A 24,655-nucleotide genomic window follows, 5' to 3' on the forward strand; every position below is an offset into this window, starting at 1 on the left:
CGAAGCCAGCACATGGCCTTCACCCGTGCCACCGGGAAGCACCGCCGTCCGAGCCGTACCGCTCGTACGACCCGCAACATCGCCGGCATAGCCACGCTCGCCGCCTCCGGCGTCGTCGCCTCCGTCGCCTCCCCGGCCATGGCCGCCACCGCGGACGACAGCGCCCAGGACACCGGCACCCTGAAGACCATCGTCATCAGCGACGAGATGGCCGACGTGGTCGCCGAGCAGGCCGACGCCCAGCGCGAGGCCGCCGAGGCCGACGCCGCCCGCGAGAAGATCGAGGCCGAGGCCGCCCAGCGCGCCGAGGAGGCCAAGCGCAAGGCCGAGGCGAAGGCCAAGCAGGAGCGCGAGGAGAAGGAGCGCGCCGCCCGTGAAGCGGAGCGCAAGCGCCTGCTCTCCTACAACGCGCCGATCGAGGGCTCCTACGTCTCCACCCAGTACAAGGCCTCCAGCGGCCTGTGGTCCTCCGGCAGCCACACCGGCATCGACTTCCACGCCGCCACCGGCACGTCCGTGCACGCGGTCGGCTCGGGCACCGTGGTCGAGGCCGGCCCGGGCGGTGCGTACGGCAACAACATCGTCATCAAGATGAACGACGGCACCTACACCCAGTACGGCCACCTGTCCTCCATCGGCGTCTCGGTCGGCCAGACCGTCACCCCGGGGCAGCAGATAGGCCTGTCGGGCGCCACCGGCAACGTCACCGGCCCGCACCTGCACTTCGAGGCCCGCACCGGCGCCGACTACGGCTCGGACATCGACCCCGTCGCGTACCTGCGCTCGCACGGCGTCAACATCTGAGGCGAACAGCCCCGGCGCATTTCGCGTCCTTCCCCCGACCCCGGCCGGCAGCCCTGCCCGCCGGGGTCGGGGCATTTCGGCGCCGCCGCGTCAGGCCGCCCTCTTCATGGCCAAAAAATATCCATGAATTCACCGGCCCCATGAAAAAGCCGGGCCCTTTCGAATAGAGTCTCAAATTGCCGTCGAGCGGCGGTGTTTCCACGGGATTACGGCGGAGGCGCGGACGATGCGAGGCTCGGTTCCCGGTGACAACGGTGCTGGCGTTCCGGGAGCGGCGAACGCCCCGGGAATTCCCGGGCACGCGGTGTGCGCGGCCATCCGCGACGACATCGTCCGCGGTGCCCTGGCGCCCGGCAGCCGCCTGATCGAGGAGCTGCTGGCCGGCCGCTACGGCGTCTCCCGCGTGCCCGTACGCGAGGCCCTGCGCACCCTGGAGTCCGAGGGCTTCGTCACCACCCGCCGGCACGCGGGCGCCGTGGTGGCCGAGCCCACCGAGCAGGAGGCGGCCGATCTGCTGGACGTGCGCGCCCTGTTGGAGCCGATGGGCGCGGCCCGCGCCGCCGCCCGCCGCACCGAGGCGCACCTGAAGGTGCTGCACGGCCTCGTACGCCTGGGCCGTGAGCGCGCCCGGCACGGCGGCCACGGGGCCGACCTGCGGCGCCTGGACGCCTGGTTCCACCAGACGCTGGCCCAGGCCTGCGGCAGTACGAGCCTGACGGCGCTGCTCACCCAGCTCCGCCGCAAGATCGACTGGATGTACACGGTGGACCCCGCCCGCCTCCCGCCCCCACCCGCCCAAGGAGGCGCCGCGCGCCGCGAATTTCTCGCAGCGCGCGAGGCGGAGTCCTGGCGCGAGCACGGGGCGCTGGTGGACGCGGTGACCCGCGGGGACGCGGAGCGGGCGCGGGCCCTGATGGCCGCGCACATCGAGCGCTCGCTGCCCGCCCACCGGCTGCGGCGGCCGGTGGCCCACGGCGCTGTGAGGGAGCCGAAACACCCCGTCAACACGGCGCGCGTCCGCACTTAACAATGCTGCCGTATACAACACGGAGGAATCGAGGAATTGCTGCGCCGTGCGCATTTTCGGCACGAAGCTTTTGCCGCACAGTGCTTTCGCCGTGCCGCGTTCCCGCACCATTCGGCGTGCCCGGAAGTGAATTCATCCGGCGCGGTGTGCAATGCGGTGTTCCGGTGTGTGCGGTGGGAAAACGAAGCGGCCCCGGCGCGGCTGCCGTGGTCCGGCTGCCGCGGCGGGGCCGCGCACGCTGAGGTCGAGAAGGGCTCAGACGGTCTCCGGGAGCTCCTCGAGGCCCTCGGCGACGAGCTTGGCCAGACGGTCGAGCGCGGCGTCGGCACCCTCGGCGTCCGAGGCCAGGACGATCTCCTCGCCACCCTGGGCGCCCAGGCCCAGGACCGCCAGCATGGAGGCGGCGTTGACCGGGTTGCCGTCGGCCTTGGCGATCGTCACGGGGACGCCGGAGGCGGTGGCCGCACGGACGAAGATCGAGGCGGGGCGGGCGTGCAGGCCCTCGGCCCAGCCGACATTGACGCGGCGCTCAGCCATGGTGGTGCCCTTCAAGTCGTTACGGTTGTCTAGACCAGTCTCTCATGCGGACGGGAGTGCTCCGGTAACCCGCTCGCCGTGATCCCGCCGACCCTGCGCCCTCCAGAGTGCCTGCCGCGCCCCTCGGTCGCATGCCGAGCCGCGGTACCCGGCGCAGCGGGCGGCGGCCGTGACGTACTGCGGCCCCGATGCGCCGCCGCACCGCCCCTCGCCGCCCCCGGCCCGTACGCTTGCCGCATGCAGACCCCGTCGGACCACGCCTACCCGACCCACTGGGAAGCCGACGTGGTGCTGCGTGACGGCGGCACCGCGCGCATCCGTCCCATCACCCCCGACGACGCGGGGCGCCTGGTCTCCTTCTACGAGCAGGTCTCCGACGAGTCGAAGTACTACCGCTTCTTCGCGCCCTACCCCCGCCTGTCCGACCGCGATGTGCACCGCTTCACCCACCACGACTACGTCGACCGGGTGGGCCTGGCGGCCACGGTGGGCGGCGAGTTCATCGCCACCGTCCGCTACGACCGCATCGACGAGCGCGGACTGCCCGCCAAGAGCCCCGGCGACGACCAGGCCGAGGTCGCCTTCCTCGTCCAGGACGCCCACCAGGGCCGCGGGGTGGCCTCCGCGCTGCTGGAGCACATCGCGGCCGTCGCCCGCGAGCGCGGCATCCGCCGCTTCGCCGCCGAGGTGCTGCCCGCCAACACCAAGATGATCAAGGTGTTCACGGACGCCGGCTACACCCAGAAGCGCACCTTCGAAGACGGCGTCGTCCGCCTGGAGTTCGGCCTGGAGCCCACCGAGCAGTCCATGGCCGTGATGCGCGGCCGGGAACAGCGCGCCGAGGCCCGCTCCGTCCAGCGCCTGCTCGCCCCCTCCTCCGTCGCCGTCATCGGCACCGGCCGCGCCCCCGGCGGCGTCGGCCGCACGGCCCTGCGCGGCCTGCTGGACTCCGGCTTCACCGGCCGGGTGTACGCGGTCAACCACGCCTTCCCCGAAGACACCGCCCGCCTGGACCCCGAGGGCGTCGAGGCCGTCCGCTCCGTCGGCGAGATCTCGGGCCCCGTCGACCTCGCGGTGATCGCGGTGCCCGCCGCCCACGTACCCGACGTCGTCCGCGACTGCGGCGAACACGGCGTCCAGGGCCTGCTCATCCTCTCCTCCGGATACGCCGAGGCAGGCCCGGAAGGCCGCGAGCGCCAGCGCGCCCTGCTGCAGCAGGCCCGCTCCTACGGCATGCGCCTGGTCGGCCCCAGCGCCTTCGGCCTGATCAACACCGCGCCCGCCGTCCGCCTCAACGCCTCCCTGGCCCCCCGGATGCCGGGCGCCGGGCGCATCGGCCTGTTCACCCAGTCCGGCGCCATCGGCATCGCCCTGCTCAGCGGCCTGGACCAGCGCGGCCCCGGCGATGGCGGCCTCGCCGGGATCTCGACCTTCGTCTCGGCGGGCAACCGCGCCGACGTCTCCGGCAACGACCTCCTGCAGTACTGGTACGAGGACCCGGCCACCGACGTCGCCATCCTCTACCTCGAATCCATCGGCAACCCCCGCAAGTTCACCCGCCTGGCCCGCCGCACCGCCGCCGTCAAGCCCGTCGTGGTCGCCAAGGGCGCCCGGCACAACGGCACCGCCCCGCCCGGCCACGCCGTCCCCACCACCCGCATCCCCGACAGCACGGTCGCCGCCCTGATGCGCCAGGCCGGCGTCATCCGCGTGGACACCGTCACCGAACTCATCGACGCCGGGCTGCTGCTGGCCTCCCAGCCGCTGCCCGCCGGCCCGCGCATCGCCATCCTCGGCAACTCCGAAGCCCTCGCCCTGCTCGCCTACGACGCCTGCCTGACCGACGGGCTGCGCCCGCTCACACCGCACGTCCTGCCCTCCTCGGCGAGCGAGGCGGACTTCCGTACGGCCCTGACCGAGGCCCTGGCGGGCAGCCACTGCGACGCCGTCGTCGTCACCGCCGTGCCCTGGGTGGGGGAGGAGAGGGCCCAGACCGCCGAGAGCGCGGCTCCCGGCGAAGGCGCGGCCCTGGCCGCAGCCCTGCGCCGGGCCGCCGCCGAGGCCCCCGGCAAGCCCGTGGTGGCCGCCCACCTGGCCATGGACGCCCTCGCCGCCGCCCTCGCGGCCCCCGCCGACGACGACAGCCCCCGCATCCCCGCCTACCCCGCCGCCGAGCGGGCGGTGCGCTCGCTGGCCGAGGCCGTGCGCTACGCCACCTGGCGTGGCCAGGCCGCCGAGCCCGGCCGGGTGCCCGAGTACGACGACATCCAGGAGGCCGCGGCGGGCGCCGACATCGACCGGCTCCTCCAGGAGCTGACCGCGGGCGCCGACCCGGCAGCGCCGCCCCGCTCCGTACCGCTGCCGCCCGACGACGCCCGCGCCCTGCTCGCCCGCTACGGCATCCCCGTACGCTCCGCGCTGCCCGCCCCCGACCCGGACGCCGCCGTGGCCGCGGCGGCCCGCCTGGGCTACCCCGTCGCCCTGAAGACCACCGCCCCGCACCTGCGCCACCGACCCGACCTCGGCGGGGTGCGCCTGGACCTGCCCGGCGAGAGCGAACTGCGCCGCGCCTATGCCGAGTTGACCGACTCCCTGGGCAAGCCCGAGGAGCTGCGCCCGGTCGTCCAGGCCATGGTGGCGCGCGGCGTGGACACCGTCATCCGCGCCGCCATCGACCCCGCGGCGGGCGCCGTGCTCTCCTTCGGCCTGTCCGGCGCCCCCTCCCAGCTGCTGGGCGATGTGACACACCGCCTCATCCCCGCCACCGACCGCGACGCCGCCGACCAGATCCGCTCCATCCGCAGCGCCCCGCTGCTGTTCGGCTGGCGCGGCTCCCAGCCGGTGGACACCGCCGCCCTCCAGGAGCTGCTGCTGCGCGTCTCCCGCCTGGTGGACGACCACCCCGAGGTGGTCGGCGTCGACCTGGAGCCCGTCGTCGTCGCCCCGCACGGCGCCTTCGTCCTCGGCGCCACCGTCCGCCTGGCCCGCCCGCCGGCCACCACCGACCTCGGCCCGCGCCGCCTGCCCGCCTACTGACGCCCCTGGGGCCGGGCGGGCGCGAAAGCCCGTACGAAGGCGATACGGGCGAGGCAGGCGGGGCCCGTACAGGCCGGTCGGCCCCTTAGGATGGATTCCATGGCTAAGACCGGTACGACCACCCAGGGGCTGCGCGCGGCGATCGAGCGCAGCGGCTACTACCCGGCCCTCGTGGCCGAAGCGGTGCAGGCCGCGGTCGGCGGCGAGCCGGTGGTGTCGTACCTGGTGCACCAGGAGACGACCTTCGACGCCAACGAGGTGCGCCGCCATGTCACGGTTCTGGTCCTGACCGGCACCCGCTTCATCGTCAGCCACACCGACGAGCAGGCCGCCGACGCCACCTCCCCCTCCCCGTACGCCACCACCTCCACCGAGTCCGTCAAGCTCGGCCGGATCTCCTCGGTGGTGCTCAGCCGGGTCGTCGCCAACCCCGAGTCCTACACCCCCGGGCAGCTGCCCCGCGAGGTCGTCCTCACCATCGGCTGGGGCGCCGTCTCCCGCCTGGACCTGGAGCCCGCCAGCTGCGGCGACCCCAACTGCGAGGCGGACCACGGCTATACGGGCTCCTCCACCGCCGACGACCTCTCGCTGCGCGTCAGCGAGGCCGGCGACGGGCCGGACACCGTGCGCCAGACCCTGGCCTTCGCCCAGGCGCTCTCCGAGGCCACCGCGGCCACGGCGGCCACCGGCACCGCCCGCTGATGGTCCACCCCGCCCCCGCCTGGCCCGACCCCGAACCGCTCGACCTGGCCACCGCCCCCGTGCCCCGGTACGGCACCGGCTCCCTGGCCGACCTGCTGCCCGCCGTCACCGCGGGCCAGGGCCTGCCCGGCATGTCCTCGGCCATGGAGCTGGCCCCCGCCGACCGCGTCTGCGTCTTCCTGATCGACGGCCTGGGCTGGGAGCTGCTGCGCGCCCACCCGGACGAGGCGCCGTTCTTGACCTCCCTGCTGGCCAGCTCGTTCAACAACACCGGCCGCCCGCTCACCGCCGGCTTCCCCTCCACCACCGCGACCTCGCTCGCCTCGGTCGGCACGGGGCTGCCGCCCGGTGCCCACGGCCTGCCCGGCTACACCTGCCAGGACCCGGCCACCGGCGAGCTGATGAACCAGCTGCGCTGGCAGCCCTGGACCGACCCGCACACCTGGCAGCCGTACCCGACCGTCTTCCAGCTGGCGGACGCCGCGGGCATCCGCACCTGCCAGGTCTCCTCGCCGAACTTCCAGCACACCCCGCTCACCAAGATCGCGCTGAGCGGAGGCACCTTCCACGGGCGGCTCTCCGGCGAGGACCGCATGGACCTGGCCGCTGCCCAGCTCGGCGCCGCCGACCGCACGCTGGTCTACACCTACTACTCCGAGGTCGACGGCAAGGGCCACCGCTTCGGCGTGGACTCCGACGCCTGGCGCGGCCAGCTGATGTACGTCGACCGCCTCGCGCAGCGCCTGGCCGAACAGCTCCCGCCGCGCTCGGCCCTCTACATCACCGCCGACCACGGCATGATCGACATTCCCTTCGACGCGGAGTCGCGCATCGACTTCGACGAGGACTGGGAACTGCGGGCCGGGGTGCGCCTGTTGGGCGGCGAGGGCCGCGCCCGGCACCTGTACGCCCACCCCGGCGCCGCCGCCGACGTGCTCGCGGTATGGCGCGAGGTCGTCGGGGAACATATGTGGGTAGCGAGCCGCGAAGAGGCCATCGCCGCCGGGTGGTTCGGTCCGCACATCGACGAGAGGGTCAGGGCCCGTATCGGCGACGTCGTCGCGGCCGCGCACGCCGACATGGTGATCGTGGCGAGCGAGACCGAGCCGCGGGAGTCCGCCATGGTGGGCATGCACGGCTCGATGACCCCCGTCGAGCAGCTCGTCCCCCTCCTCGAAGTCCGCACCTGACCCCGCTGTCTCTTCCCCCCACTGTTCGTACGAGCCCGAAAGGCCCGCAACTCCCCATGCCCGAGCTGGTGTTCTTCTCCGGAACGATGGACTGCGGAAAGAGCACCCTCGCTCTGCAGATCGAGCACAACCGCTCGGCCCGCGGACTGCAAGGGATGATCTACACCCGCAACGACCGCGCGGGACACGGCAAGCTCTCCTCCCGCCTCGGTCTGGTCACCGAAGCCGTCGAGGCCGCCGACGACCTGGACTTCTACGTCCACCTCGTCGGCCACCTCACCTCCGGCGGCCGGGTCGACTACGTCATCGTCGACGAGGCGCAGTTCCTGGCGCCCGCCCAGATCGACCAGCTCGCCCGCGTCGTGGACGACCTGGAGCTGGACGTCTTCGCGTTCGGCATCACCACCGACTTCCGCAGCAAGCTCTTCCCCGGCTCCCAGCGCCTGGTGGAGCTGGCCGACCGCATAGAGGTGCTCCAGGTGGAGGCGCTGTGCTGGTGCGGTGCCCGGGCCACCCACAACGCCCGTACCGTCGGCGGCCTGATGGTGGTCGAGGGCGCACAGGTCGTGGTCGGCGATGTCACCCCCGACGAGGCCGAGGTCGGCTACGAGGTGCTCTGCCGCCGGCACCACCGGCGCCGCCAGACCTCCGCCAGCGCACACGCCGCCGCGCTCTCCCCGGACGTCCTCCCCGTGGACTCGATGCGCTGATACGGGGCGCGGGGCCGGGCAGGCGCGCCACGGCCCCGGCCTGCGCCGCGCACCTACTGCTGCTGGATCACCGTGAAGACGGCGCCCTCCGGGTCGGAGACCGTGGCCAGGCGGCCGTGCGAGGAGTCCCGCGGCGGCCGCAGCACCTGCCCGCCCAGCTCCGTGACCCGGCGCGCGGCCGCGTCGGTGTCCGAGACGGCGAAGTACGTCATCCAGTGCGGCCCGCGGTCGCGCGGCAGCGCGCCGCCCACCCCGTGGATGCCGCCCACCGGCTGCCCCTTCAGATGCAGCGTGAGGTAGTCGAAGTCCGCCGAGACCACAGCCTCCGCCTCGAAGCCGAACACCGACTCGTAGAACTTCCCGACGCCGCTGGTCTCCCGCGTCACCAGCTCGTTCCACACCGGCGTCCCGTGCTCGCCGACCACCGCCGTACCGCTCATCGCCTTGCCCTGCCAGATGCCGAAGACGGCGCCCTGCGGGTCGGAGGCGATCGCCATCCGCCCCTCCTCGTCGGCGTCCAGCGGCCCGACGCCGACCGTGCCGCCGCAGCAGCGGATCTGCTCGGCGGTCGCGTCCGCGTCCTCACTGGCCAGGTACGTGGTCCAGGCGACCGGAAGATGGCGGTCGGAGGCCAGCTCACCGATCCCGGCCACCTCCCGTCCGCCCAGATACGCGCGGACGTACGGGCCGAAATGCTGCGGGCCCGGCCTGAACTCCCAGCCGAACAACGCACCGTAGAACTCCTGCGTCGCCGCCAGGCCGTGCACCATGAGACTCACCCAGCAGGGCGCACCGGGCGTCCGCCGAGTCGCTGCCTCGGTCGTCATCGTCACTCTCTCCTCGGACCATCGGGGTGGTGACCGTGCGGGACTGGGGCGCACAAAACGCCAGCTCCCGAGCAGATGCTCGCACCCCCCGACCTGCCGCGCGCCCCGGCCGCGCCGCTTTCCGCACGTCTCCGCAGGAGAATGCCCGATTTGATGTTTCGCTACCGTTTCAGCGCCGTAGTCGTCAGGTCCGGCTCCGCCGCAGGCAGGGCAGCCTGAGGGCTTCTTTACGTAGGAGTGCCTACGCAAGGATGTCACCCATGAATGCCATCATCACCGCTACCGAACTTGTGGGCGAGTCGGCGGGGGAGGCCCCGCCGGTCCTCCTGGACGTGCGCTGGCAGCTCGGCGGCCCGCCCGGCCGCCCCGAGTACGACAAGGGCCACCTCCCCGGCGCGGTCTATGTCGACCTCGACCGGGAACTGGCGGGCCCGGCCGGCCCCGCGGGCCGCCACCCGCTCCCGGACCTGGACGTCTTCGCCCGCGCCATGCGCCGGGCCGGGGTCCGCGCGCAGCGCCCGGTGGTCGTGTACGACGGCGGCCAGGGCTGGGCGGCGGCCCGCGCCTGGTGGCTGCTGCGCTGGGCGGGCCACCCCTCGGTCCGCGTCCTGGACGGCGGCCTCGCCGCCTGGACCGCGGCAGGCAACTCCCTGACCACGGACCTTCCCGCCCCCGAGCCCGGCGACTTCACACCCGCCCCCGGTGCGCTCCCGCTCCTGACGGCGAACGACGCGGCGGCGCTGGCCCGGCGGGGCGTGCTGCTGGACGCGCGGGCGGCGGAGCGCTACCGCGGCGAGGTCGAGCCGATCGACCGCGTCGGCGGCCACATCCCGGGCGCCCTGTCGGCCCCCACCTCGGAGAACGTGACGGCCGACGGCACCTTCCGCCCGGCCGCCGATCTCGCGGGCCGCTTCGCCGCACTGGGCGCGAAGCCGGGCGCCGAGGTCGGGGTGTACTGCGGCTCCGGCGTCTCCGGCGCCCACGAGGTCCTCGCCCTGGCGGTCGCGGGCGTCCCGGCCGCCCTGTACGTCGGCTCCTGGAGCGAGTGGTCCGCGGACCCGTCGCGCCCGGTGGCCACGGGAGGCGAGCCGGGCTGAGGGGACTGGGGAGGGAGGGGCCAGGCCACGCTTGCGCGGCCTGGCCCGGTGCGTACCGCTCAGTCCTGTTTCTTGCGCCGTGTCCCGAAGACGATCTCGTCCCAGCTCGGCACGGCAGCCCGCCGCCCGGGCCGGACCCCGTCCGCCTCGGCCTGGCGGTCGGTCACGCCCGTGAGCCGGTCCCGGTGCCCGGAGACCGCCCGCGGCATGAGCACGTCCGCGTACGCCGAACCGGCACCCGCGCTCGCCGCGGGGGCGGGCGGCTCCTCGGCCTCCGCCTCCTCGGCGGGTGCCTCGTCCGGCGGGGACTTGGCCGAATCCGGTACGACCATGTCGCCCCGGAAACTGGGCACCGCCTCCAGCAGGCTGGTCAGCGAGTCGCGTTCGCGCTCGCTGATGCCCTCCTCGGCGCGCGCCTCGCTCTCCTCGCCGCCCGCGGCGGCGCGCTCCGGGCCCGGCGTGGACTGCCGGTCCAGGGCGCGGTCCAGCGGCCGGTCGCGCGGCAGCCGCGCGATGCGGGGCACGAACGGGAAGCTGGGCTCGGGGGTGTCGTCGGTCTCGCCGATCAGCGCCCGCGCCTCGTCGTCCACGGCCTGGACGAGCCGCCGCGGCGGGTCGTAGGTCCAGCTCGCGGAGTGCGGTTCACCGGCGACGCCGTAGACCAGCAGCACCTCCCAGGTGCCGTCGTCCCTGCGCCAGGAGTCCCACTGCACGGTCTCCTTGTCGGCGCCGCGCAGCAGCAGCCGCTCGGAGACCGCCTCGCCCAGCTGCGGCCCCGTGTTCTCACCGGGCCGCCGTACGGGAGTCTTGCGGGCCCGCTCGGCCATGAACGCACGCTCGGCCAGGACAGGGCCCTCGAAGCGGCGCACGCGGTCCACGGGGATGCCGGCGAGCTGGGCGACCTCCTCCGCGGAGGCGCCGGCTCGTATACGCGCCTGGATGTCACGCGGGCGCAGGTGACTCTCGACTTCGATCTCGATCTGGCCGAGCCGCGCGCGGTCGTTGCGGACCGCGGCGCGCAGCCGCTCGTCGATCGGAAGCGTGTACTCGGTGCTGTCCGCAGCTTTGAGCACCAGCCGTGTGCCGTCGTTGGAGACGGCCACGACACGCAGTTCGGGCATGGGGACCTCCCGGGTGGTGCCTGCCGACGTCACGTGCGTCGCTGCTTCCGCTAGTCGAGTGTGGCCTGCCCGGGTGCAGCCTGCCACAACATTGCCGAGTTGCCCGGCGTGTCGGGGCTTGGCCCCGAAACGCCGTTATGACACGGTTACCTCTTCGCAACGCTCAGTGACCGTGTCGGTAGTCCTGTGCTCCAGTCACCCGTACCGAGCGGCGGCGCCCCGGGGCGAGTGCCGCCTTCAGGCCCCTCCCGTGGGTCCGGGCAGCCGGACGGGATACCGGGCCAGGGCTCGCCACAGTACTCCATTCGGGCCACTGAGGTGGACCCGCCGCGCCGCCGAAGTTGTGCGGGGGCAACGGAGTTGGGTCGCCTTGTCGACCTCTCTACCTTGGATTCGGGTGTCGAGGTTCACACAATCCCCAGAATCGGAACTACGGACTTCGCCCAAATGTCCCTAGTCCATGCAAGATGGATTGAAGGGGCGATCAAGGGCTGGAGATGGACGAGAAGAGCGAAAGCGCGACAAAGAAGAAGCAGCGGCGGATCGACCTCAGCGTGGCTCAGGTCGCCGGCAGCGCCCTCGCGGCCGCCGTCGCCGCCTTCCTCGCGGGCCAGCTCGGCGTGTACGGAACCATCATCGGTGCCGGTGTGGTGAGCGTGGTGGCCACCACCGGTGGCACGCTCTTCCAGCACCTCTTCCGTCGTACCGGCGAGCAGATCAAGGAAGCGACGGTCACCACGCGGCCCAAGCCGCGCAGCGCCTCCCGGCGCACGGGCACCCCACCGCACGGATCCACGATGGTGCTGCCCACGTTCGACAAGGACGGTGCCGAGGACGGGATCACTTCCGTGGCGGCGGCTACGGACAGTGACGGCGGCGGGCAGGGCCCGGCCACCGGCCACCGGCCGGGCCCCGACGCGGACCGAACACAGATGCTGCCGCAGGCCGACGAGACCCGGGTGCTGCGCCCGGACGGCACGGCCCCCGCGCCCCGGCCCACCGACAAGACCCAGATGGTGCCCCGGCTGGACGACCCGACCATGGCCCTGGGGCAGGCCTCGCCCCGCCCGGCCGGCGCCACGGCGCTGCCGCACGGCGCGGGCCAGGAGCCGGAAGAGATCAGCACGGCGACGTACGGCACCAAGTGGCGCGGCTGGAGGCGGGCGCTGATCCCGGCGGTGGTGGTCTTCGTGCTGGCGATGGGCATCATCACGGGCTACGAGCTGATCTCGGGACACACCGTGGACGGCAAGGAGAAGGGCACCTGGATCTCCAACGTCGGCAACCCCGGGGGTGGCGGCAAGAAGCAGGACCAGACCCCCTCCACCCCGCAGACCCCCTCGCCCGGCCACTCCACCGGCGAAGGGACCACCGGCGGCTCCGGCAAGCCGTCCCCCGACGCGAGTCCGTCCCCCGGTACGGACGGCGGTACGGGCGGCAAGACGCCCACTCCCTCGCCGAACCCGAGCGACTCGGGCAAGCCGGCCCCGACCCCCACGCCGACTCCGTCGCCGGACAAGTCCGGCAGCGCCGACGGCGGGACGGGGGCCGACGGCGGCGCCGGTGACAGCGGTGGCACCGGCAACAAGGGCGGCACCGACAGCGGCGGCGGCAGCGGCGACAACAAGGGCGGCGGTCAGCAGAAGCCCGAGGGGCAGCAGCAGGCGCCGGACCCGAAGTCCTCGTGACCCGCGGCAGGCTGTGACCTCCGGCCCCCGGCACCCGTGCCGGGGGCCGGAGCGTGTCACTCGCCCAGGACGCGCCGCAGATAGCCGTTGGCGAACAGCCGCTGCGGATCCAGCCGGTCGCGCACCGCGGCGAACTCCTCGAAGTGCGGGTACACACTGCGCAGGTACGCGGCGTCGCGGCCGTGCAGTTTGCCCCAGTGCGGGCGCCCGCCGCAGGCGGTCATGATCCGCTCGGCCGCCGTGAAGTAGGCGTGGTACGGGGTGCCCCGGTACATGTGCACCGCGATGTAGGCGGTGTCCCGCCCCGAGGCGGTGGACAGCCACATGCCGTCGGCGGGTGCGGTGCGCACCTCCACCGGGAAGCTGACCCGCAGGCCCGAGCGCTCGATCAGGGACCGCAGCTCGCGCAGCGCGCCGACGGCGGCCTCGCGCGGCACGGCGTACTCCATCTCCACGAAGCGCACCCGGCGCGGGGACGTGAAGACCTTGTAAGGGATGTCGGTGTAGGTACGGGCGGAGAGGGCGCGGCTGGAGACCTTGGCGATGCCGGGGATGGCGGCCGGTGCCGCCCGGCCCACCGAACAGGCCACCTGGAAGACGCCGTTGGACAGCAGCTCGTCCTCGATCCAGCCGCTGACCCTGCCGACCGGGGCCGCGGGGCCCTGGCTGCGGTTGTTGCGCTTGGTGTTGCAGTTGCCCGTGTGCGGGAACCAGTAGAACTCGAAGTGCTCGTTCTCGATGACGAGTTGATCGAATTCCTGCGTCACGCGGTCGAAGGGCATCGGTTCCTCGCGGGCCGTGAGCAGGAACTCCGGCTCCACGGCGAAGGTGACGGCCGTGATCACACCCAGTGCGCCGAGCCCGACCCGGGCGGCGGCGAAGACGTCCGCGTTGTGCGTGGCGGAGCAGGCCAGTACCGAGCCGTCGGCGGTGACCAGTTCGAGCCCGGTGATCTGGGCGGAGAGTGAGGCCGAGTCGCGGCCGGTGCCGTGGGTGCCGGTGCTGACGGCGCCGGCGACCGTCTGCTCCATGATGTCGCCCATGTTGGCCAGCGACAGCCCCTGGGAGGACAGTGCCCGGTTGAGGTGCTTGAGCGGGGTGCCGGCCGCGACGGTGACCGTGCCGGCGGCCCGGTCCAGCGCCAGGATGCCGGTCATCCCCTCGGGCCGTACCAGCAGCCCCTCGGTGGCGGCGGCCGCGGTGAAGGAGTGCCCCGTGCCGGCCGCCTTGACCGTCAGGCCCTCCTGCGCCGCGCTCCGCAGTGCGGCGGCCAACTCCTCGGCGGAGGTGGGCGATACGGTCCGTACAGGACGGGAAGTGACATTCCCCGCCCAGTTACGCCACCCGTGATCCGTTCTGATCGCTCTGCGTGTCCCGGTCGTCCCGGTCATCTGCGCCCATCCCCTCACGCTGCGCCGCCGGACCCAGCCGGCGGTATCCGAGGAACGCCACCGCCGCCGCGAGCACCCCCGCCACCATCGGCACCAAGTACCCCCGCCCGGCGCCGGCCGCGTCCACCACCCAGCCGGCGGCCGACGAGCCCAGTGCCACGCCGACCGCGAGCCCGGTGCTCGTCCAGGTCATGCCCTCGGTCAGCTTCGTGCGTGGTACGTGCTGCTCGACGAGGGCCATGGTGGTGACCATCGTCGGCGCGATGGACAGGCCCGCGACAAAGAGCGCCACGGCCAGGAGCGGAAGGTTCCCGACCAGTTGGAGCGGGATCATACTCACGGCCATCGCGCAGACTCCCACCACCCACCTGCGGGCGGCCAGGCCCTTGAAATGCAGCAGTCCGAAGACCACTCCGGCCAGACAGGACCCCAGCGCGTAGGTCGCCAGCACCAGGCTGGCGGCGGCCTTGTGGCCCTCCTCCTCGGCGAAGGCCACGGTCACCACGTCCACCGCGCCGAAGATCGCGCCGGTGGCGACGAACGTGGCCACCAGCACCTGCAGGCCCGGTGAGCGCAGCGCGGAGCCCTTGCTGTGGTGCTCGCGCGGGTGCGGCACCGGTTCGGTGGAGCGCTGTGCGGTCAGCCAGAAGACCCCGACGGCCAGGAAGACGGCCGCCAGCAGCGGACCGGCCTCGGGGAACCACGCCGTGGACAGCCCGATGGACAGGATCGGGCCGAAGATGAAGCAGGTCTCGTCGACGATCGACTCCCACGAGTACGCCGTGTGCAGCTCGCGCGGGGAGCCCCGGTAGATCTCCGCCCAGCGGGCCCGGATCATCGACCCCACGCTCGGTACGCACCCGGCGCAGGCGCCGAAGACGAACAGCGTCCAGTCCGGCCAGCCCTGCTGGGCGCTCAGCAGCAGACCGGCGATGGCGGCGAGGGAGATCAGCGTCGCCGGGCGCAGCACCCGGCGCTGCCCGTGCCGGTCCACCAGGCGGGAGACCTGCGGCCCCAGGGCGGCGGCGGACAGTGCCACCGTCGCCGAGAGCGCGCCGGCCAGCCCGTACCGGCCGGTCAGCTGGGAGACCATCGTGACGATGCCGATGCCGAGCATGGACAGCGTCATACGGCCGAAGAGTCCGGCGGCGGAGAACGACTTGGTGCCGGGGCGGCCGAATATGGCGCGGTAGGGACTGGGCAAGGAGGGCTCCGCCGGGGGTGGCGGCCGGGGCCGGGGGAAGGCGGCCGGGCCGGTAAGGGATGTGGGTGGCCGATACAGCTTACGGCCGTCCGGCGCGTCGGGGCCTCCGGTTTTCGGGCTGTCAGTGGGGGGTGGCAGGATCGATGGCATGCCCGAACAGTGCGATCCACACCCGTACGACGCCCTGCTGCTGCTGTCCTTCGGCGGTCCCGAGGGCCCGGACGACGTCGTCCCCTTCCTGGAGAACGTCACCCGCGGCCGGGGCATCCCCCGTGAGCGGCTCAAGGAGGTGGGTCAGCACTACTTCCTGTTCGGCGGCGTCAGCCCCATCAACGCCCAGAACAAAGAACTGCTCGCGGCCCTGCGCAAGGACTTCGCCGACCACGGCCTGGACCTTCCCGTCTACTGGGGCAACCGCAACTGGGCGCCGTATCTGACCGACACCCTGCGCGAGATGGTGCGCGACGGCCACCGCCGTATCGCGGTCCTGGCCACCAGCGCGTACGCCTCCTACAGCGGCTGTCGCCAGTACCGCGAGAATCTGGCCGATTCCCTGGCCGTACTGGAGCAGGAGGGCCTGCCCCTGCCGCAGGTGGACAAGCTGCGCCACTACTTCAACCACGCCGGTTTCGTACGCCCCATGATCGACGGCGTCCTCGCCTCGCTCGCCTCGCTCCCCGAGGACGTCCGCAGCGGCGCGCACATCGCCTTCACCACCCACTCCATCCCCACGGCCGCCGCCGACACCTCCGGCACCCCCGCCGACCACACCACCGGCGGCGAGGGCGGCGCGTATGTGGCCCAACACCTCGATGTGGCACGGGTGATCGCGCAGGCGGTGCGCGAGGAGACCGGCGTCGACCACCCCTGGCAGCTGGTGTACCAGTCCCGCAGCGGCGCCCCGCACATCCCCTGGCTGGAGCCCGACATCTGCGACCACCTGGAGCTGCTGCACGGCCAGGGCGTGCCCGCCGTCGTCATGGCCCCCATCGGCTTCGTCTCGGACCACATGGAGGTCAAGTACGACCTGGACACCGAGGCCAGCGCCAAGGCCGCCGAACTGGGCCTGCCCGTCGCCCGTTCCGCCACCGTCGGCGCCGACCCGCGCTTCGCCGCCGCCGTGCGCGACCTGATCCTGGAGCGCGCGGCCGGCGAGCGGGGGCGCTCCCCGGAGCGCTGCGCCCTGGGCGCCCTGGGCGCGAGCCACGACCTGTGCCCGGTCGGCTGCTGCCCGGCCCGCGCCCCGCGCCCGGCCGCCGCGGGCGAGGACTGGCAGGGAGCGCCGGCCCGCACCTGAGCGCGCCGCCGAGACCACCCGGACCCACGCGGTCCGTCCGTACGACCAAGGAGCACCGTGTCCGACCCGCTGAAGCCGTCCGCGTCCCTGGTGGCCGAACTCCTCGAACTGGCCCTGGAGGCCGCCCGCCGCGCGGGCGGGCTGCTGCGCGACGGTCGCCCCGCCGACCTGGGCGTGGCCGCCACGAAGTCCAGCCCCATCGACGTCGTCACCGAAATGGACATCGCCTCCGAGAAGCTGATCACCGGCTTCATCGGCGAACACCGGCCCGAGGACGGCTTCCTGGGGGAGGAGGGCGCCAGCGTCCAGGGCAGCAGCGGCGTGCGCTGGGTGATCGACCCGCTGGACGGCACGGTCAACTACCTTTACGGGCTGCCCTCCTGGGCCGTCTCCATCGCCGCCGAGCAGGACGGCGAGGCCCTCGTGGGCGTGGTCGCCGCACCGATGCGCGGCGAGACCTACCAGGCCGTCGTGGGCGGCGGTGCGTACGCCAACGGTGAGCCCGTGCGCTGCCGTCCCGCGCCGCCCCTGTCCCAGGCCCTGATCAGCACCGGCTTCGGCTATCTCGCCGAGCGCCGGGCCGCCCAGGCCGAGGTCGTGCGCACCCTGCTGCCCCAGGTCCGCGACATCCGCCGCGGCGGCTCGGCCGCCATCGACCTGTGCGACGTGGCCTGCGGCCGGCTCGACGGCTACTACGAGCGCGGGCTCAACCCGTGGGACATGGCGGCGGGCGACCTCATCGCCCGCGAGGCCGGCGCCCGCACCGGAGGCCGCCCCGGGCAGCGGCCCTCCCACGAACTGCTCGTGGCCGCCCCGCAGGAGACCTTCGACACCCTCCAGCCGCTGCTGGAGGACCTGGGCGCCTGGCACGACTGACGCGGCGCCGCGCGGCCCGCACCATGGCAAGAAACCGCGCCCGCGCGCGACAGCGCCCCGGCACCGTCCCTCCGAGAGCGGTGCCGGGGCGCCGGCGTGATGTGCGACCTCGCGTCAGGCGCTGGTGGTCGCGCCGATCTGCACTCCGTGGTCGGAAGCCAAGCGCAGCAGATCCTCCAGTTCTGCCTGCTCGACCTCGGCGAGGAAGTCGTCGCCCGCTTCGCGGGCCCGGTCCAGGTCGGCTTCGGTGTTCCTTATGCGCTGCAGAATGCCTGCGGTGAACGCGTCCATGGTGCGCCCCCTCGTCGTGGGTCGGTGGCACGGGGGTGTGCCGACGGGTGGGTCGATCACGGCGTGGTCCCTGCGGATGGATCGAGTCGCGGCATGCCGCTGCACAGGGCGTGATCTCGGGTGTGCAGTCGTCCTCCCCACGCCTGGCCTCAAGGAAACCTCAACCGGCTTACGAATCGCGGGAATCGGGCCTGCGACGGAGGGTGCGCACGGGCCCGCCACCCCGGCCCCAGCCCCTCTTACTGCCGGTTTATGGCTCTTCGGGGCAGGATGGATGTGCTGTCACAGCTCTGCGGACGGCTCAAAGATGTGGTGTGCCCCGTGCTGCGGGGTCGTGAGGAAGGACTAGCGACGTGCGTGTACTCGTCGTCGAGGACGAGCAGCTGCTCGCCGATGCTGTGGCCACCGGACTGCGCCGGGAGGCCATGGCCGTCGACGTGGTGTACGACGGCTCCGCCGCCCTGGAGCGCATCGAGATCAACGACTACGACGTCGTCGTCCTGGACCGGGACCTCCCGCTCGTCCACGGCGACGACGTCTGCCGCAAGATCGTCGAGATGGGCATCCCCACCCGCGTGCTGATGCTGACCGCCTCCGGCGATGTCAGCGACCGCGTGGAGGGCCTGGAGATCGGCGCGGACGATTACCTCCCCAAGCCGTTCGCCTTCACCGAACTGACCGCCCGCGTGCGCGCCCTGGGGCGCCGTACCACCGTCGCGCTTCCGCCCGTCCTGGAGCGGGCCGGCATCAAGCTCGACCCCAACCGCCGCGAGGTCTTCCGCGACGGCAAGGAGGTCCAGCTGGCGCCGAAGGAGTTCGCGGTGCTGGAGGTGCTCATGCGCAGCGAGGGCACGGTCGTCTCGGCCGAGCAGCTGCTGGAGAAGGCCTGGGACGAGAACACCGACCCGTTCACCAACGTCGTACGGGTCACGGTCATGACCCTGCGCCGCAAGCTGGGCGAGCCTCCGGTGATCGTCACCGTCCCCGGATCGGGCTACCGGATCTGACCGACGATGCCTGTCTTCTCCAAGGCGGCACCGCCGCCTCCTGCCGTCCCGCCCAAGCCCACCTGGGACCCCAAGCCGGCCCAGATCGTCCGGCCCTTCCCGTGGCTGCGCCCCACCATCCGGATAAGGCTCACGCTGCTGTACGGCGGCATGTTCCTGATGGCCGGGATCGTGCTGCTGACGATCATCTACATCCTGGCCGCGAACGCGATCACGCAGGGCAGCGGGCTGCCGTTCAAGATCACCGACGGGCAGTTCAAGTTCACCGAGAACACCTGCCCGCAGCTGGCGAACACCAACGGCACTCCCGACGCCTTCAACACCGCTCTGAACCACTGCCTCCAGAGCCAGCGCGCCGTGGCCCTCAACACCCTCCTCAACCGCTCCCTGATGGCTCTGGTCGGCCTCACGGTCGTCGCCTTCGCCTTCGGGTACGCGATGGCCGGCCGGGTGCTCTCGCCGCTGGGGCGGATCACCCGCACCGCGCAGCGGGTGGCCGGTTCCGACCTGCACCGCCGCATCGAGCTGGGCGGCCCGGACGACGAGCTCAAGGAGCTGGCGGACACCTTCGACGAGATGCTGGACCGCCTGGACCGCGCTTTCGAGTCGCAGCGGCGCTTCGTCGCCAACGCCTCGCACGAGCTGCGGACCCCCCTGGCGATCAACCGGACGCTGCTGGAGGTCCAGCTCGCCGACCCGGACGCATCCCCCGAGCTGACCCAGCTGGGCAAGACGCTGCTGGCGACCAACGAGCGCAGCGAGCAGCTGGTGGAGGGTCTGCTGCTGCTGGCCCGCAGCGAGAACAAGATCGTGGACAAGAAGCCGGTGGATCTGGCCGAGGTGGCCTCCCAGGCCGTGGACCAGGCCCGCACTGAGGCGCAGACCAAGGGCGTGGAGTTCAGGGGCGTACGCCAGCAGGCGTTCGTCCAGGGCAACGGCGTCCTGCTGGAGCGGATCGCGCTGAACCTGGTGCAGAACGCGGTGCGCTACAACGTGCCCGAGGAGGGCTGGGTGGAGGTCTCCACCGAGCCGCAGACCGGCTGCGCGGTGCTGGTGGTCTCCAACACGGGCCCGGTGGTCCCGGCCTATGAGGTGGAGAACATCTTCGAGCCCTTCAGACGGCTGCGTACCGAGCGCACCGGCAGCGACAAGGGTGTGGGTCTGGGCCTGTCCATCGTGCGGTCCGTGGTGCGGGCGCACGACGGCACCATCACCGCCGAGCCGCGCGAGGGCGGCGGCCTCGTGATGCGCGTCGTCCTGCCCCTGTGAGGCCCCCCCTACGGGCCGCCGCGGGACCTGACAGACCATGACGACACACGACAATCCCTGCGGGCTTGACGGAACGGGGGGCGGCCGTGGATCCTTCGCCAAGTTCGCTTTGCGCGGAATTCTCACGGTCCGCTCGCCGCCCGGAGTGTGTGTGATCGCTCACATGCGCGAATTTCCAGCCATCTACTCTCCGTGATCGGAACGGCCGGTGGAAAGCCGGGAAAATCCGGGTTTCCTGGTCCCTTGATCACGGGAAGTACACGAGATGGCGTGCGCGAGGTGCGACATTCGGACCGTGTACGGTCCTGATCGCCATCCAAACCGATCACCTCTTCAGGGGTGCGGTTGGGTGTCGATTGAGTAACAGACCTTGATGTGAGGCAAAATCTGCGCCTCAGGTCGGGCACAAGTCCGGCCTCCCACGCGTTACGTGCGCGGAAGACGCGGAAAAACACCGCATGGACCCAAGAGGGGGAGAGCGACATGGCTACGGATTACGACACCCCACGCAAGACCGATGACGACCTCAACGAGGACAGCATCGAAGAGCTGAAGTCGCGGCGGAACGACAAGTCCGCCTCGGCCGTCGACGTCGACGAGTTCGAGCAGGCCGAGGGCCTGGAACTCCCGGGCGCCGACCTCTCCAACGAGGAGCTCGCTGTCCGAGTGCTGCCCAAGCAGCAGGACGAGTTCACCTGCATGAGCTGCTTCCTGGTGCACCACCGCAGCCAGCTGGCCGCCGAGGACAAGAACGGCCAGCCGATCTGCCGCGACTGCGCGGCCTGAGGCAGGACCGGTCTACGCCGTGGCAGGCGTGAACCCGTTCCGTAAAGGACGCAAGGGCGCAAAGGGCCCGGCGGCAGGCGCACGCTCATACGAAGACAACGCGCCCGTGCCCGCCGACCCGCACGCCCTCCCCGCGGAGCGGACGACCGATGCATCGAAGGAGCGAGGCCGCGCGGCCTCGCTCGCGGCCGCTGTCGGCCGTGGTGCCCGCAAAGGCAGCCGCAGCGCCCGTACGGGCCTGGCGGTCATCGCCGACCGGATCATCGACAGCGCCCCGCGGATCCCCGTCCGCGACCTCGCGACGCTGCGCAGGCAGTTCCCCGGACTGACCCCCGAGGAACTGGCCGACAAGCTCGTCTCGGGGGCCGTCAAGGGCACCGCGAGCGTCGGTGCGGGCGTGGGTGCGGCGGCCATGCTGCCCGTACCACCCGCCATGCCGGCCGAGCTCACCGCCGAGGTCGTGGGGGTGGCCGCGGTGGAGATCAAGCTGATCGCCGAGCTCCACGAGGTCTACGGGCTGCGGCCGCCCGGCAATCTCAAACAGCGCTCCATGGCCTACCTCGGCTCCTGGACCGATGAGCGGGGCATCGACGTCACCAAGCCGGCGACGCTCAACGGGGCGCTCGGCGGGCAGATGAAGCGCGAACTGCGCCAGCAGATCATGAAGCGCACGCTGCGCAATCTGCCCAATCTCGCGCCGTTCATGATCGGTGCTGCCGTCGGCGCGTTCATGAACCGCCGCGACACCAAGAAACTCGCGGAGAAGATCCGCCACGACCTGCGGGCCCGGCAGGTGCCGTGGGACGCCCTCCCCGGACCCGGCACCGGCGCGATGCCGTGGGAGACCACCGGCAAGCCCGGACTCAACGCCTGACCCGGCAGCCCGACGCGGCGCCGTACGCACCGGCCTCAGGCCCGCTCGGCGCCCCTGTGCGGCCCTGACACGCCAGGACCGCACCCGTCCCGCCCCTCAGGCCCGTACGGACTCCAGCGCGGCCACCAGGCGCTTTGGCTCGCGGGTGGAGAGATACAGATACGGCGTGGGATCGGCGGGGTCGGTGATCTCCACGCGCACGGCCGTGCGCACATAGCTGCGCAGCAGCATGAAGGCGCGGGTGTCGGCCTTGTGGGTGCGCCAGGCCATCGCCTCCTCCTGGTCCAGCGCACGGGCCTCGCCCAGCGCCGTGAGGGGGATCTTCGCGTCCCCGGCGATCAGCGAGCCGGCCACCACGCGGATGCGGGCGGAGCCGTACGCGCTCACCGCGACCGCGGCCAGCGCCCCGCCGCCGATCAGTCCGCCCAGCATGGGCAGCGTGCCCAGGGGGAGCAGCATCAGGCCGCAGGCGATGCCGATGAGTGCGGCGATCAGCCACCAGGAGCGGGGCGCGGTGAGGCGTTCTTCGTACGACTGCATGGCTCCAGCTTGGCACGGGCGCGCGGCTCGGCTACGCGCGCGGGTAGGGTCTGCACTCGTGAGTGGACCAGAGGAACCCGCGACGCGGCTGACGCCCCCGCCCGACGCCGTCGCGCCGGTGCGGCACCCCGAGGCGCCCGCGCCCGGGGAACTGCTCGGCGCGCACTACGACCGGTGCTTCGGCTGCGGCGGCGCACAGGCGCACGGGCTGCACCTGGAGACGCGGGCCGGCGAGGGCGTGCGCGTCACGGCCGGGTTCACCGTCAAGGAGGCCCACCAGGGCGCTCCGGGCCTGGCGCACGGCGGCGTGCTGGCGGCGGCTCTGGACGAGACGCTGGGCTCGCTGAACTGGCTGCTGCGGGTCATCGCGGTGACCGGGCGGCTGGAGACGGACTTTCGCCGTCCGGTGCCCGTGGGCACGGTGCTGCACCTGGACGCCGAGGTGAAGGCGGTGCACGGGCGGAAGATCTACTCCAGTGCCGTGGGCCGGATAGGCGGCCCGGACGGTCCCGTCGCGGTGCGCGCGGACGCCGTCTTCATCGAGGTGAAGGTCGACCACTTCATCGACAACGGCAGGCCCCAGGAGATCCGGGCCGCTATGGCCGACCCCGACCAGCTCAAGCGAGCTCGTGCATTTGAGGTGAACCCGTGAGTCAGGTACGGAATCCGGTGGATGTGCTCATCCGGCGTCTGGACCCCGAGGTACCGATCCCCGCGTACGGGCACCCGGGGGACGCGGGGGCGGACCTGGTCACCACCGAGGCCGCCGAACTCGCCCCGGGCGAGCGGGCGGTGCTCCCCACCGGAGTCTCCCTCGCGCTCCCCGACGGGTACGCGGCTTTCGTGCATCCGCGCTCGGGGCTCGCGGCCCGCTGCGGAGTGGCGCTGGTGAATGCTCCCGGGACGGTGGATGCCGGGTACCGTGGGGAAATCAAGGTGATCGTGGTCAATCTGGATCCGCGCGAGAGCGTGCGGTTCGAGAGGTTCGACCGGATCGCCCAACTGGTCGTCCAGCAGGTCGAGAAGGTGCGCTTCCACGAGGTGGCGGAACTTCCCGGCTCGGCGCGGGCCGAGGGGGGATTCGGGTCCACCGGCGGTCATGCGGCGGTGGACGGCTCCACGGGCGGGAATGGATACGCATCGGTCGGTGCCGACCGGGAAGGACAGTGACGTGTTCGGACGTCGCAAGAAGAACGAGGCTCCTGAAGAGTCGGTTCAGGCAGCGGAGCTCGCCGATGACGCGACTTCGGACGAGATCGCGGACGGTGAGGACGAGCAGGAGCGTCTGAACCTGCCCCCGGCCCCGCGGCCGGACGGCCCCTGGGACGTCTCGGAGGTCAAGGAGCCCGGTGAGGGCCGGGTGGACCTGGGCGGACTGTTCGTGCCGGGCGTGGAGGGCATGGAGCTGCGGGTGGAGGTCGCCGGTGACGCGATCGTCGCGGCGACCGTGGTCCTGCAGGACAGCGCCGTGCAGCTGCAGGCCTTCGCCGCGCCCAAGAACGAGGGCATCTGGGGCGAGGTCCGCGAGGAGATCGCCTCCGGCATCACCCAGCAGGGCGGCGTGGTCGACGTGGTCGAGGGGCCGCTGGGCTGGGAGCTGCGCGCGCAGGTGCCCGTACAGCTGCCGGACGGGACCAACGGCGTGCAGGTCGTGCGCTTCGTCGGGGTCGACGGGCCGCGCTGGTTCCTGCGCGGTGTGATCTCCGGCCAGGGCGCGGTCCAGCCTGAGGCGGCCGGTGTGCTGGAGCAGATCTTCCGGGACGCGGTGGTCGTACGCGGCGAGTCGCCGATGGCGCCCCGCGACCCGATCGTCCTGAAGCTGCCGGAGGACGCGCAGATGGTGCCCGAGGGCGTCCAGCAGGACGTCGGCGGGGAGTCCCGCTTCGGCGGCGGTGTGGAGCGCCTGGAGCGCGGTCCGGAGATCACCGAGATCCGCTGACGGTGGCCGGGCCCGTATACCTGTAGTGCGCGGGCGCCGACCGAATTGCGCCGCCCGTGCGGCCGAATACGTACGGTCCGATGGGCCGCACTCCTTTTCGAGGAGTGCGGCCCATCGGCGTTTTTGCAGGTCAGAGCGGTAAGCGTATGGAATTCGTCAACGGTGCGCTAATGGCCGTAAGGGAGGCGTCAACGGCGGTCAATTGCGGTCGTGTTGGGGGTTTGCTCTAGAGGTCCGTTCCACCAAACCCACCTAGGAGCACACGATGGCCGACGTGGCCTTCGTCGTCACCACGATCGCGGTCTTCGCGTTGGTGGCTCTCGTCGCGAAGGGGGTGGCGAAGCTGTGACCATCGAGAACATCGTCGGTCTCGTCGTGGCCGTCGCCCTCCTCGGCTATCTCGTCCTCGCCCTTGTTTTCCCGGAGAGGTTCTGAGCAGCCA

At 72.4% G+C, this 24,655-nt stretch carries 25 protein-coding genes; 18 read left to right on the plus strand and 7 right to left on the minus strand.

Going from position 1 to position 24,655, the window contains the following annotated elements; translation table 11 throughout:
- Window positions 1-12 precede the first annotated feature (12 nt).
- Together AC4IJH_RS09195 and AC4IJH_RS09200 are read left to right on the plus strand one after the other, a co-directional pair.
- Window positions 13-804, plus strand: coding sequence for a M23 family metallopeptidase (locus tag AC4IJH_RS09195; protein WP_490851075.1), 792 nt, complete (start codon window positions 13-15; stop codon window positions 802-804).
- A gap of 304 nt (window positions 805-1,108) precedes the next feature.
- Complete coding sequence (locus AC4IJH_RS09200; RefSeq protein ID WP_490851172.1) at window positions 1,109-1,831, plus strand: GntR family transcriptional regulator; 723 nt, start codon at window positions 1,109-1,111, stop codon at window positions 1,829-1,831.
- A 255-nt stretch (window positions 1,832-2,086) separates the two neighbouring features.
- Here AC4IJH_RS09200 and AC4IJH_RS09205 read toward each other — a convergent pair whose 3' ends face one another.
- On the minus strand, window positions 2,087-2,368 hold the full coding sequence (locus tag AC4IJH_RS09205) for an HPr family phosphocarrier protein (protein WP_003981826.1): 282 nt from the start codon (window positions 2,366-2,368) through the stop codon (window positions 2,087-2,089).
- Window positions 2,369-2,605: 237 nt separating this feature from the next.
- On the opposite strand from AC4IJH_RS09205, the gene AC4IJH_RS09210 reads away from it, so the two are divergent.
- The 4 genes from AC4IJH_RS09210 (at window position 2,606) to AC4IJH_RS09225 (ending at window position 8,006) form a co-directional block, all read left to right on the plus strand.
- Complete coding sequence (locus tag AC4IJH_RS09210; protein WP_490851076.1) at window positions 2,606-5,404, plus strand: bifunctional acetate--CoA ligase family protein/GNAT family N-acetyltransferase; 2,799 nt, start codon at window positions 2,606-2,608, stop codon at window positions 5,402-5,404.
- Window positions 5,405-5,503: 99 nt separating this feature from the next.
- On the plus strand, window positions 5,504-6,106 hold the full coding sequence (locus AC4IJH_RS09215) for a DUF5998 family protein (protein ID WP_490851077.1): 603 nt from the start codon (window positions 5,504-5,506) through the stop codon (window positions 6,104-6,106).
- The gene (locus AC4IJH_RS09220; RefSeq protein WP_490851078.1) at window positions 6,106-7,296 is read left to right on the plus strand and encodes an alkaline phosphatase family protein; all 1,191 of its coding nucleotides are present in this window, start codon (window positions 6,106-6,108) and stop codon (window positions 7,294-7,296) included. The genes AC4IJH_RS09215 and AC4IJH_RS09220 overlap by 1 nt, the downstream gene beginning before the upstream one ends.
- A 56-nt stretch (window positions 7,297-7,352) precedes the next feature.
- A complete protein-coding gene (locus AC4IJH_RS09225; RefSeq protein WP_490851079.1) occupies window positions 7,353-8,006 on the plus strand; it encodes a thymidine kinase in 654 nt (217 codons plus the stop codon).
- Between the two features lie 53 nt (window positions 8,007-8,059).
- Here the strand turns inward: AC4IJH_RS09225 and AC4IJH_RS09230 are convergent, their stop codons facing one another.
- The gene (locus AC4IJH_RS09230) at window positions 8,060-8,833 is read right to left on the minus strand and encodes a VOC family protein (protein WP_490851080.1); all 774 of its coding nucleotides are present in this window, start codon (window positions 8,831-8,833) and stop codon (window positions 8,060-8,062) included.
- Between the two features lie 260 nt (window positions 8,834-9,093).
- Between AC4IJH_RS09230 and AC4IJH_RS09235 the strand changes: the two genes are divergently transcribed.
- Window positions 9,094-9,930 (plus strand): sulfurtransferase, encoded by an 837-nt coding sequence (locus AC4IJH_RS09235; protein ID WP_490851081.1) that lies wholly within the window; start codon window positions 9,094-9,096, stop codon window positions 9,928-9,930.
- 59 nt (window positions 9,931-9,989) lie between these two features.
- On the opposite strand, the gene sepH is transcribed toward AC4IJH_RS09235, so the two are convergent.
- Window positions 9,990-11,051 carry a septation protein SepH gene (gene sepH, locus AC4IJH_RS09240; protein WP_490851082.1) on the minus strand — a complete coding sequence of 354 codons (1,062 nt, stop codon included), beginning with the start codon at window positions 11,049-11,051 and terminating at the stop codon, window positions 9,990-9,992.
- A 497-nt stretch (window positions 11,052-11,548) separates the two neighbouring features.
- Here sepH and AC4IJH_RS09245 point away from each other — a divergent pair, with 497 nt between their 5' ends.
- Entirely contained in the window at window positions 11,549-12,739 is a 1,191-nt protein-coding gene (locus AC4IJH_RS09245) for a hypothetical protein (RefSeq protein WP_490851083.1), read from the plus strand.
- Between the two features lie 56 nt (window positions 12,740-12,795).
- On the opposite strand, the gene AC4IJH_RS09250 is transcribed toward AC4IJH_RS09245, so the two are convergent.
- Together AC4IJH_RS09250 and AC4IJH_RS09255 are read right to left on the minus strand one after the other, a co-directional pair.
- Window positions 12,796-14,130, minus strand: coding sequence for a D-arabinono-1,4-lactone oxidase (locus AC4IJH_RS09250; RefSeq protein WP_490851084.1), 1,335 nt, complete (start codon window positions 14,128-14,130; stop codon window positions 12,796-12,798).
- Window positions 14,075-15,334 carry an MFS transporter gene (locus AC4IJH_RS09255; protein ID WP_490851085.1) on the minus strand — a complete coding sequence of 420 codons (1,260 nt, stop codon included), beginning with the start codon at window positions 15,332-15,334 and terminating at the stop codon, window positions 14,075-14,077. Before AC4IJH_RS09255 ends, AC4IJH_RS09250 begins: the two co-directional genes overlap by 56 nt.
- A 148-nt stretch (window positions 15,335-15,482) precedes the next feature.
- On the opposite strand from AC4IJH_RS09255, the gene AC4IJH_RS09260 reads away from it, so the two are divergent.
- Window positions 15,483-16,631 carry a ferrochelatase gene (locus AC4IJH_RS09260; RefSeq protein ID WP_490851086.1) on the plus strand — a complete coding sequence of 383 codons (1,149 nt, stop codon included), beginning with the start codon at window positions 15,483-15,485 and terminating at the stop codon, window positions 16,629-16,631.
- Window positions 16,632-16,688: 57 nt separating this feature from the next.
- Window positions 16,689-17,507, plus strand: a complete 819-nt coding sequence (locus tag AC4IJH_RS09265) for an inositol monophosphatase family protein (RefSeq protein WP_490851087.1) — start codon at window positions 16,689-16,691, stop codon at window positions 17,505-17,507.
- A gap of 114 nt (window positions 17,508-17,621) precedes the next feature.
- Here the strand turns inward: AC4IJH_RS09265 and AC4IJH_RS09270 are convergent, their stop codons facing one another.
- Window positions 17,622-17,798 carry a hypothetical protein gene (locus tag AC4IJH_RS09270; protein WP_490851088.1) on the minus strand — a complete coding sequence of 59 codons (177 nt, stop codon included), beginning with the start codon at window positions 17,796-17,798 and terminating at the stop codon, window positions 17,622-17,624.
- A gap of 353 nt (window positions 17,799-18,151) precedes the next feature.
- Here AC4IJH_RS09270 and AC4IJH_RS09275 point away from each other — a divergent pair, with 353 nt between their 5' ends.
- From AC4IJH_RS09275 to AC4IJH_RS09290, 4 genes are all read left to right on the plus strand, one after another.
- Complete coding sequence (locus AC4IJH_RS09275) at window positions 18,152-18,805, plus strand: response regulator transcription factor (RefSeq protein WP_490851089.1); 654 nt, start codon at window positions 18,152-18,154, stop codon at window positions 18,803-18,805.
- A gap of 6 nt (window positions 18,806-18,811) precedes the next feature.
- Complete coding sequence (locus AC4IJH_RS09280; RefSeq protein WP_490851090.1) at window positions 18,812-20,074, plus strand: sensor histidine kinase; 1,263 nt, start codon at window positions 18,812-18,814, stop codon at window positions 20,072-20,074.
- A 483-nt stretch (window positions 20,075-20,557) separates the two neighbouring features.
- A complete protein-coding gene (locus AC4IJH_RS09285; RefSeq protein WP_003982531.1) occupies window positions 20,558-20,860 on the plus strand; it encodes a DUF4193 domain-containing protein in 303 nt (100 codons plus the stop codon).
- Between the two features lie 19 nt (window positions 20,861-20,879).
- A complete protein-coding gene (locus tag AC4IJH_RS09290) occupies window positions 20,880-21,734 on the plus strand; it encodes a hypothetical protein (protein WP_490851091.1) in 855 nt (284 codons plus the stop codon).
- Between the two features lie 96 nt (window positions 21,735-21,830).
- Here AC4IJH_RS09290 and AC4IJH_RS09295 read toward each other — a convergent pair whose 3' ends face one another.
- Window positions 21,831-22,274, minus strand: a complete 444-nt coding sequence (locus AC4IJH_RS09295) for a DUF3093 domain-containing protein (protein WP_490851092.1) — start codon at window positions 22,272-22,274, stop codon at window positions 21,831-21,833.
- A gap of 58 nt (window positions 22,275-22,332) precedes the next feature.
- Between AC4IJH_RS09295 and AC4IJH_RS09300 the strand changes: the two genes are divergently transcribed.
- The 4 genes from AC4IJH_RS09300 (at window position 22,333) to kdpF (ending at window position 24,648) form a co-directional block, all read left to right on the plus strand.
- On the plus strand, window positions 22,333-22,926 hold the full coding sequence (locus tag AC4IJH_RS09300) for a PaaI family thioesterase (RefSeq protein WP_490851093.1): 594 nt from the start codon (window positions 22,333-22,335) through the stop codon (window positions 22,924-22,926).
- Complete coding sequence (dut, locus tag AC4IJH_RS09305; RefSeq protein ID WP_490851094.1) at window positions 22,923-23,444, plus strand: dUTP diphosphatase; 522 nt, start codon at window positions 22,923-22,925, stop codon at window positions 23,442-23,444. Before AC4IJH_RS09300 ends, dut begins: the two co-directional genes overlap by 4 nt.
- 1 nt (window position 23,445) lies before the next feature.
- Window positions 23,446-24,213, plus strand: a complete 768-nt coding sequence (locus AC4IJH_RS09310) for a DUF3710 domain-containing protein (protein WP_490851095.1) — start codon at window positions 23,446-23,448, stop codon at window positions 24,211-24,213.
- A gap of 345 nt (window positions 24,214-24,558) precedes the next feature.
- Window positions 24,559-24,648, plus strand: a complete 90-nt coding sequence (gene kdpF, locus AC4IJH_RS09315) for a K(+)-transporting ATPase subunit F (protein WP_221911170.1) — start codon at window positions 24,559-24,561, stop codon at window positions 24,646-24,648.
- The last annotated feature ends 7 nt before the right edge of the window (window positions 24,649-24,655 follow it).

The sequence above is a fragment of the Streptomyces sp. UF-297 genome, assembly GCF_058245575.1.

Coding starts and splice junctions, on each gene's coding strand:
- AC4IJH_RS09195 (WP_490851075.1), top strand. CDS start 13: ATGGCCTTCACCCGTGCCACCGGGAAGCACCGCCGTCCGAGCCGTACC.
- AC4IJH_RS09205 (WP_003981826.1), bottom strand. CDS start 2,368: ATGGCTGAGCGCCGCGTCAATGTCGGCTGGGCCGAGGGCCTGCACGCC.
- AC4IJH_RS09210 (WP_490851076.1), top strand. CDS start 2,606: ATGCAGACCCCGTCGGACCACGCCTACCCGACCCACTGGGAAGCCGAC.
- AC4IJH_RS09215 (WP_490851077.1), top strand. CDS start 5,504: ATGGCTAAGACCGGTACGACCACCCAGGGGCTGCGCGCGGCGATCGAG.
- AC4IJH_RS09220 (WP_490851078.1), top strand. CDS start 6,106: ATGGTCCACCCCGCCCCCGCCTGGCCCGACCCCGAACCGCTCGACCTG.
- AC4IJH_RS09225 (WP_490851079.1), top strand. CDS start 7,353: ATGCCCGAGCTGGTGTTCTTCTCCGGAACGATGGACTGCGGAAAGAGC.
- AC4IJH_RS09230 (WP_490851080.1), bottom strand. CDS start 8,833: ATGACGACCGAGGCAGCGACTCGGCGGACGCCCGGTGCGCCCTGCTGG.
- AC4IJH_RS09235 (WP_490851081.1), top strand. CDS start 9,094: ATGAATGCCATCATCACCGCTACCGAACTTGTGGGCGAGTCGGCGGGG.
- sepH (WP_490851082.1), bottom strand. CDS start 11,051: ATGCCCGAACTGCGTGTCGTGGCCGTCTCCAACGACGGCACACGGCTG.
- AC4IJH_RS09245 (WP_490851083.1), top strand. CDS start 11,549: ATGGACGAGAAGAGCGAAAGCGCGACAAAGAAGAAGCAGCGGCGGATC.
- AC4IJH_RS09250 (WP_490851084.1), bottom strand. CDS start 14,130: ATGACCGGGACGACCGGGACACGCAGAGCGATCAGAACGGATCACGGG.
- AC4IJH_RS09260 (WP_490851086.1), top strand. CDS start 15,483: ATGCCCGAACAGTGCGATCCACACCCGTACGACGCCCTGCTGCTGCTG.
- AC4IJH_RS09270 (WP_490851088.1), bottom strand. CDS start 17,798: ATGGACGCGTTCACCGCAGGCATTCTGCAGCGCATAAGGAACACCGAA.
- AC4IJH_RS09280 (WP_490851090.1), top strand. CDS start 18,812: ATGCCTGTCTTCTCCAAGGCGGCACCGCCGCCTCCTGCCGTCCCGCCC.
- AC4IJH_RS09285 (WP_003982531.1), top strand. CDS start 20,558: ATGGCTACGGATTACGACACCCCACGCAAGACCGATGACGACCTCAAC.
- AC4IJH_RS09295 (WP_490851092.1), bottom strand. CDS start 22,274: ATGCAGTCGTACGAAGAACGCCTCACCGCGCCCCGCTCCTGGTGGCTG.